Source organism: Rhizobium sp. KNZ2-6A, from assembly GCF_056755475.1.
The window spans coordinates 70758-77628 of record NZ_JBNDIC010000031.1 but is presented as its reverse complement, the minus strand read 5'-3'; the positions used below and the strand labels follow the sequence as shown (position 1 = coordinate 77628).

Genomic DNA, 6871 nt, shown 5'->3' with positions numbered 1-6871 from the left:
CGGGCTTTGGATGAAGGGCACTAGGAATGGTCCAAGACGCTTAAAGTGTCATTTCGCCCCCAGCCGGAACCGCCCCCACAAATGGCACCTCGATGAGGGTGTGCCGCGAGGCGCCCGCAGCAATGTGGGAGCCGAGCCGCACGGAAGATGAGGGTAGGTCCCTCGAAACCGACCGTCAGGGGTAGGTTTCAAACCACTGCAAGCTGCGACGGTAAAGAGCCGTGGTGGTGAGCGTTGCAGAAAAGGCGGACTTTAGTCCGTCAGGTAAGGTTCAGAGAGACGAGTGCAAGCGAACCGCTGATGACGTGTCGAAAAGTGCAAGATGATGTCGAAACCGGGAGGAATTCGTTAGCCCGGGACGAGTCTGGGGGGCGACCTGATTTCTGCCCAGGCGGCATCCGGCATGAAGGCGGCGTGACTCTTCACCAGGCTTTCGTGTGGAACGCGGGAACCTGTCGCTCCGATGTTAAGGGAGAAACCCAAGCAGGCGGTCCCTGCGAGGGTGAGATTACCGAAGCGGAGCACAGGGGCGGAGCAGCCCGTAGTAGTGCTGAAGGTCCTGTAATGGGGCTGGAGCGAAGGGGTTGCATTGTTCAGCTCTGGAGCGAGGACAACCGGCGACGGGAGGATCCTCGTGGATAGAGCAAAGCCGTATGCGATTCCGAAAAGGGAGGTGTGGGAAGCATATAAGAGGGTTAGAGCCAACCAAGGAGCGGCTGGTATTGACGGCCAGACGATTTTGGACTTTGAGGCTGATCTTACGAACAACCTGTACAAGCTCTGGAATCGGCTGGCGTCGGGCAGCTACTTTCCGCCGCCGGTGCGGCGGGTCGACATACCCAAGAGCGATGGGAAGACGCGTCCGCTGGGCATACCAACGGTCGCCGATCGCATTGCGCGGATGGTAGTCAAACGCCATCTGGAACCAACGGTGGAGCCCAAATTCCATCCGGATTCCTATGGATATCGGCCCGGCAAATCGGCGCTCGATGCGATCAGCGTGGCACGGCAGCGATGCTGGCGTTACAACTGGGTTCTTGATCTCGATATCAAGGCCTTCTTTGATAGCATTGAACCGGACCTGCTGATGCGGGCTGTGCGCAAGCACACCGATTGCCCGTGGGTGCTTTTATACATCGAACGATGGCTGAAAGCGCCAGTGCAGATGCCGGACGGAACTCTCGTCGCCAGAGAACGAGGAACGCCACAGGGCGGGGTAATCAGCCCCCTCTTGGCAAACCTCTTTCTTCACTATGCGTTTGACATGTGGATGTGTCGGAATTTCCCGGACATTCCGTTTGAGCGTTATGCTGACGACGCGATCTGTCATTGTCGGAGCGAGGACCAGGCGATGGCGCTTCAGAAAGCTCTGGACGCGCGTTTTACTGACTGCGGGCTGACGCTCATCCTGAGAAGACTAAAATCGTCTACTGCAGGGATGAAAGTCGGCGAGGTACTCACCCGGTCTACAAGTTCGACTTTCTCGGCTATACTTTCCGGCCGAGACTTGTGAGCAAGAAGGCCGGGGGCATGGGTGTTTCATTCGGTCCTGCGGCCAGTCCGACGGCGCTCAAGGCGATACGGGGCACTATCCGTAGTTGGTCCTTGCACCTTCGCAGTGACAAGGCCCTCGATGATCTGGCACGGATGTTCAACTCGTACATCCGCGGCTGGATCAATTACTATGGTCGGTTCTGTCCTTCAGCTCTCCAACCTACGCTCTGGAGCATCGAACGATACTTGGCTCGATGGGCTTCGGGAAAGTACAAGTCCTTGCGTAGGCACAAGCGGCGATCCCGACATTGGCTTTTGCGCATCGCGCAGCGCCAACCTCGGCTGTTCGCCCATTGGCCTCTGCTTCATGGATACGGCCGAACAATGGGAGCCGGATGATGCGAGAGTATCACGTCCGGTTCTGAGAGAGCGTGGGGGTGAAACTCCCCCGCGCCACTCGCCTTGTCATCACGATCGCCGGCAAGAAACACTGGCTTTGGCGCGCCGTCGATCAGGATGGCTTCGTCCTTGACGTTCTGTAAGCGGTGCATTGACCCCGTCTGGCGATAGCAAGGCATCGCGCTTATTCATGTGAACTCAGGGAATGAGCTTGGTATGAATTGCTATGTCGGCACCTATGTCGGAACGTAGAACGTTCCATATGATCGAAGCCGTTGCGGGTCGTCTTGAGGGCGCGCCGCGAGAGGTTCGGCGCTGGTCAGATGAGTTCAAGGCCCAGGCGGTAGCCGAAAGCATGGAGCCAGGTGCGAGCGTTTCGGCGGTGGCAAGGCGCATAGGGATCGACCCATCGCAGTTGTTCACATGGCGGCGCAATGCTCGTCTGAAAGCCGAAGCTGTTGTCGATACGGCTCGGGGCGAAAGCCCCACCGCGGACATCATGATCGGCGACGCTGTAATCCGCGTGAATGTCGGGATCGACGAGCCACATCTCGTCGGGCTGATCCGCGCGGTACGCTCTGCATGATCCCGGCTGGTGCGAAGGTCTTCCTGGCCAGTCATCCCGTTGACTTCCGCAAAGGCCCGGATAGGCTTTTGGCGCTGGTGCGTGATGCTGGAAGTGATCCCTTCAATGGCTCGCTCTACGTTTTCCGCGCCAAAAGAGCGGACAGAATCAAGATCGCCTGGTGGGGTGGTTCAGGCGTCTGCCTGTATTCGAAGCGGCTGGAAAAAAATCAGTTCGTCTGGCCGAAAATCGGGCCGTCCCGCGTGCAGCTCAATCACGCCCAACTGATGGCGCTGGTCGATGGAATGGACTGGAAGCGCGTGCGCACGGTTGCAGTAAAGCGGCCGGAATTTGTTGGGTAAAGCCCTGCGGCAGAGTGAATCAGGCGGCTGAAACCGAGGGCAAATCTCGCCGAAATATGCTCTACATAAGGGCATGACACCAGCCGATCTCGAACTCCCTGATGACGTTGATGCGCTGAAAGCCATGGTCATGGCGATGGCAGCAAAGGCTGCGCGCGCCGATGTTCTGGAAGACGAAGTCGCTGACTTGAAGGCCCGCAATGCGGACGCGGACGAACAGATCGCCAAGTTGAAGCTGATCCTCAAAGCCTTCAATCGATACAGGTATGGCCGCCGCTCGGAAAAGCAGGGCAAGACCATCGAGGTAGACCTGGACGAACAGGGCGCGTTTGTCTTCGAAGAAATCGACACTGGCATCGCCGCGATCGAAGCACTGGTTGCCAAGGGCCGCAATCCAGCCGCGGCAAAGCGTGCGCCGCGTCCGCGCAAGGGCTTTCCTGCGCACCTGGAGCGGGTGCATGTAGTCATTGAGCCGGACGAGCTTCCCGAGCATGCGGGCAAGCTGAAGGTTCTGATCGGTGAAGATACCTCCGAACGGCTTGATGTCATTCCGCCAAAGTTCCGGGTGATCGTCACGCATCGCCCGAAGTATGCTTTCAAGAACGAAGACGGTGTCATCCAGGCATCGGCCCCGGCGCATATCGTTGAAAGCGGCATTCCAACGGAAGCGTTGCTCGCCTATATCGCGGTCTCCAAATATGGAGACGGGTTGCCGCTCTATCGACAGGAGGCGATCTTCCTGCGCGACCATGTCGACGTCGACCGCGGTATCATGGCGCGGTGGATGGGGAAACTCGGCTTCGAACTCGAGATCCTCGCGGACTACACCTTCAGCCAGATCAAAAGAGGCGAGCGAATATTCGCCGACGAGACGACATTGCCGACGCTTGTGCCCGGATCCGGGTCGGCAATGACAGCGTATCTTTGGGCCTACGCACGAGACGATCGACCGTTCGGCGGGAGCGGTCCGCCGATGGTGGCCTATCGCTTTGAAGACAGTCGATCCGGCGATTGTGTCGCGCGTCATCTCGAAGGCTATCGCGGTATCCTGCAGATCGATGGATACACTGCCTATAATCGTGTTGCCCGACCTGACCGTGGAAACGACGGCGCTCTTTTGGCGGGATGCTGGGCGCATAGTCGGCGTCGGTTTTACGAGCTGCATGCAAACGACAGCTCCAAGGTGGCAACGGCGACAATCGAAAAGATGGGCGCGCTTTGGTCGGTCGAGGAAAAGGTGCGTGGACAAAGCCCCGATGTTCGCGTTGCCGCCCGCCAGGAGGCCTCCGCTGCGGTCGTTGCCGATCTCTACAAACTCTGGCAGGACACGCTGCCCCGCATCTCTGGAAAATCAAAGCTCGCCGAAGCAATTCGCTATGCCCTTAATCGGCGGGAAGCCTTCGAACAGTTCCTCCATGACGGGCGCATCGAGATAGACTCCAACATTGTTGAGCGTGCAATTAGGCCTCAGGCAATTGTTCGCAAGAATAGCCTATTTGCCGGAAATGCCGGCGGCGGAAGGACTTGGGCCACGCTCTCCACGCTCATCCAGTCCGCCAAGATCAACGAAGTCGACCCGCTGGCCTGGCTGACACAGACGCTTGAGCGTATCGCCGCAGGTTGGCCATCGAGCGAGATCGACGCGCTGATGCCCTGGAACTTCCAGAAGTAACGGTGTCACCTCATCGCTTACGTACGAGATCCAGCCACCCCTTTATTAATGCGTTGATCTAAAGCCACAGATCGGCGATCGACCAATGCCGCCATACCGCTGTTGATCTCTCCAGCGAGTTCAATGAATTTTGTGCGGAGCCCGAACTCTCGCGCTTTCCACGTTAGATAAAATGGATCGACAAGGTACAATGTCCGCTGAGTCCTGGGCCGCCGCGTCAAGCATCAAAGCTTGCTCATGATTGCCGCGTCAGCCGGCACTCTGCCGTCCGAAAGGACGTGGCCATCCATATGGGCAGGTTAACTAAACCTAAGGTAGCCGCTATTGTTTCCAATACCGGCCCGGATGCCACCCGCGAGCCGGCTGTTGCAGCGTCCGACGAGATTGCATGCCCTTCGCAGTGTCGTCGGACATCCCATTGAGCCCTTAGACCGGTTCAAGGGCCGAAAGGGTTTCAGCGCTGGCTTTCCTCTCCGGCAAGCTTGTGCACAGCGTTGATCAGTTCGGGTTCCAGCCCAACGGCAAGATTATAGCAACGCCTGCGATCGAACTTCCGGCATGAGCCTGTGCCTGATGTGGTGATGCCGATGGCCTCCAGGCCATCAGGCCCCTCTCTCAGTATCGGGCTGCCTGACGCGCCGACGTCGAAGGAACAGTCTGTACGAAGACCGCTTGCCGGGATTTTCTCGATATTTTCGACGGATCGGACACGGCAGTCGCCAAGAACACGCTCGTTCCAATCGTCCGGGAGGAAGTGCGCCTGACGGATGGAGGCGCTTATGATCTTATCGCCGACGGAAACGGGTTTTGAAGGCAAGCGATATGGTTCGAACTCCGTCACGGGTTCGGACAGCCGCATCACGACCCAGTCATAGGGATCGTCCCAGGATTTAAGACCTTTGTTCGGATGACGGAGGGCCACAACGTCATTCAGGATTACAGCCATACCGGCCTCACGCTGCGCCAGCATCCGATTGCCTTCCTGCGCAGGGATCTGACCGCCCGCAACATCGTCACCTGCGAGGAGGCGATGTCAGCCCGCGATGGCCGTTGGCTGATGACGGCGGGCCTTGTGCTCGTGCGCCAGAAGCCGGGTTCCGCCAAGGGTGTCATGTTCCTGACCATCGAGGACGAGACGGGACCGGCCAATGTCGTCGTCTGGCCAACGCTGTTCGAACGCCGCAGGCAGGTCGTCCTCGGCTCCAGCTTGATGGCGATCAACGGCCGCATTCAGCGGGAAGGGGAGGTCGTGCATCTCGTCGCCCAGCAACTGTTCGACTTGACCGGCGATCTCTCCGGTCTTGCCGATCGCGACGAGACGTTCAAGTTGCCGACCGGCCGCGGCGATGAGTTCGCGCATGGGACGCCGGGCACGCCAGATTCACGCGAGCGGGCTGTCATGAAGGCGCGCGAGATTTACGAGCCGGATCGGCATATCGATAGGTTGAAGGTGAAGTCTCGGAATTTTCAGTGAGCGATGACCGCTCGTCCATGCGGATTTCTTCTTTGCTTTAGAGACCAACGCCGGTGTCGCATTGCACCTGCGGGTCAAGATCCGCAACTCGCTTCGCTTTTTGAGCACCGCGAACTTTCGACGTAAGGGTTCGTTCGGCAAGGTGCGCTAAGGTACCACGCAAAGCGGGGCGGATATGATGGTTATCCTAGACAGCGGCCTTTTCTCAAGCTTCGACTGCAGCCAGCGAACCGGGGCGATATTCGCGACAATCTTCCTGGCACAGGTCGGGATGGTTGCAAGCTTCTCAGCCTTCGTTCGTAGACCTTCTCGACACGGTCCGGTCGTAGAGATGATCGATCGTCCGCCATTTTTGACACGACGGCGCTTGGTCGTTTGGGCCGTCTGGGCTTTGATCTTTGCCGCAGTTGCGGCAATCTGCAGCGTTCTGCGGACGACGACAGCAGTTCTCCTGGATTCGACATCGATTGTCGAGACGAGTTGCAACGGTCCGCTGCCCAGCGAATATCGGCTTGATCGCGCCAAAGTTAAGATTACCTTCGGGCGCGATCCGACCTGGCTAACTAAGCGGCCGCTCGAGTCCGCCTATCTGGAAGTTACGGAAATCGATAAGCCTAGGCCGATTTTCATCCATCTTCTTGGACGTCCTGGCTCGCAGGCGCTTCTTGATCTCGCACCGGAGGCAATGGCAGATTATTCCCGCTATCGATCATATCTTGGTGCCCGTTAGCATACCTGACCGCCACACTCACCACCATCGTCAATGGCCATAAGCAGAGCCGGGTCGACGAGCTAATGCCGTGGAATTACTCGGAGCGAACACGCGGCTGAAGTCTGCCGTCGGCCCAAACCGGTCATTGCAGCACCGAGCTGGATATTCTGATATGGGGTGGGAACCCAACAGT

General features: G+C 58.3%; 5 protein-coding genes and 5 pseudogenes. 8 read left to right on the top strand and 2 right to left on the bottom strand.

Annotated features, from left to right (window positions below):
* Nucleotides 1-634 precede the first annotated feature (634 nt).
* The 5 genes and pseudogenes from ltrA to tnpC all read left to right on the top strand — a co-directional run bounded on the left by ltrA (nt 635) and on the right by tnpC (nt 4492).
* Nucleotides 635-1893, top strand: a pseudogene (ltrA, locus tag ACPYOP_RS20880) (group II intron reverse transcriptase/maturase).
* Between the two features lie 62 nt (nt 1894-1955).
* Nucleotides 1956-2033 (top strand): annotated as a pseudogene (locus ACPYOP_RS20875) (IS6 family transposase); the annotation flags it as partial.
* Between the two features lie 122 nt (nt 2034-2155).
* Nucleotides 2156-2479 (top strand): transposase, encoded by a 324-nt coding sequence (locus ACPYOP_RS20870; RefSeq protein ID WP_481412231.1) that lies wholly within the window; start codon nt 2156-2158, stop codon nt 2477-2479.
* The gene (gene tnpB / locus ACPYOP_RS20865; protein ID WP_481412230.1) at nt 2476-2820 is read left to right on the top strand and encodes an IS66 family insertion sequence element accessory protein TnpB; all 345 of its coding nucleotides are present in this window, start codon (nt 2476-2478) and stop codon (nt 2818-2820) included. Before ACPYOP_RS20870 ends, tnpB begins: the two co-directional genes overlap by 4 nt.
* A 73-nt stretch (nt 2821-2893) precedes the next feature.
* Nucleotides 2894-4492 (top strand): IS66 family transposase, encoded by a 1599-nt coding sequence (gene tnpC, locus ACPYOP_RS20860; protein ID WP_481412229.1) that lies wholly within the window; start codon nt 2894-2896, stop codon nt 4490-4492.
* 23 nt (nt 4493-4515) lie between these two features.
* Here the strand turns inward: tnpC and ACPYOP_RS20855 are convergent.
* Both ACPYOP_RS20855 and ACPYOP_RS20850 read right to left on the bottom strand, forming a co-directional pair.
* Nucleotides 4516-4703, bottom strand: a pseudogene (locus ACPYOP_RS20855) (hypothetical protein); the annotation flags it as partial.
* Between the two features lie 243 nt (nt 4704-4946).
* On the bottom strand, nt 4947-5414 hold the full coding sequence (locus ACPYOP_RS20850) for a trypsin-like serine peptidase (RefSeq protein ID WP_481412228.1): 468 nt from the start codon (nt 5412-5414) through the stop codon (nt 4947-4949).
* Here ACPYOP_RS20850 and ACPYOP_RS20845 point away from each other — a divergent pair.
* The 3 genes and pseudogenes from ACPYOP_RS20845 to ACPYOP_RS20835 form a co-directional block, all read left to right on the top strand.
* Nucleotides 5397-5966 (top strand): annotated as a pseudogene (locus ACPYOP_RS20845) (OB-fold nucleic acid binding domain-containing protein); the annotation flags it as partial. The gene ACPYOP_RS20850 and the pseudogene ACPYOP_RS20845 sit on opposite strands and share 18 nt — an antisense overlap.
* Before the next feature lie 331 nt (nt 5967-6297).
* On the top strand, nt 6298-6696 hold the full coding sequence (locus ACPYOP_RS20840) for a hypothetical protein (protein ID WP_481412227.1): 399 nt from the start codon (nt 6298-6300) through the stop codon (nt 6694-6696).
* A pseudogene (locus ACPYOP_RS20835) lies at nt 6690-6797 on the top strand (transposase domain-containing protein); the annotation flags it as partial. The gene ACPYOP_RS20840 and the pseudogene ACPYOP_RS20835, both read left to right, overlap by 7 nt.
* Between the last annotated feature and the right edge of the window lie 74 nt (nt 6798-6871).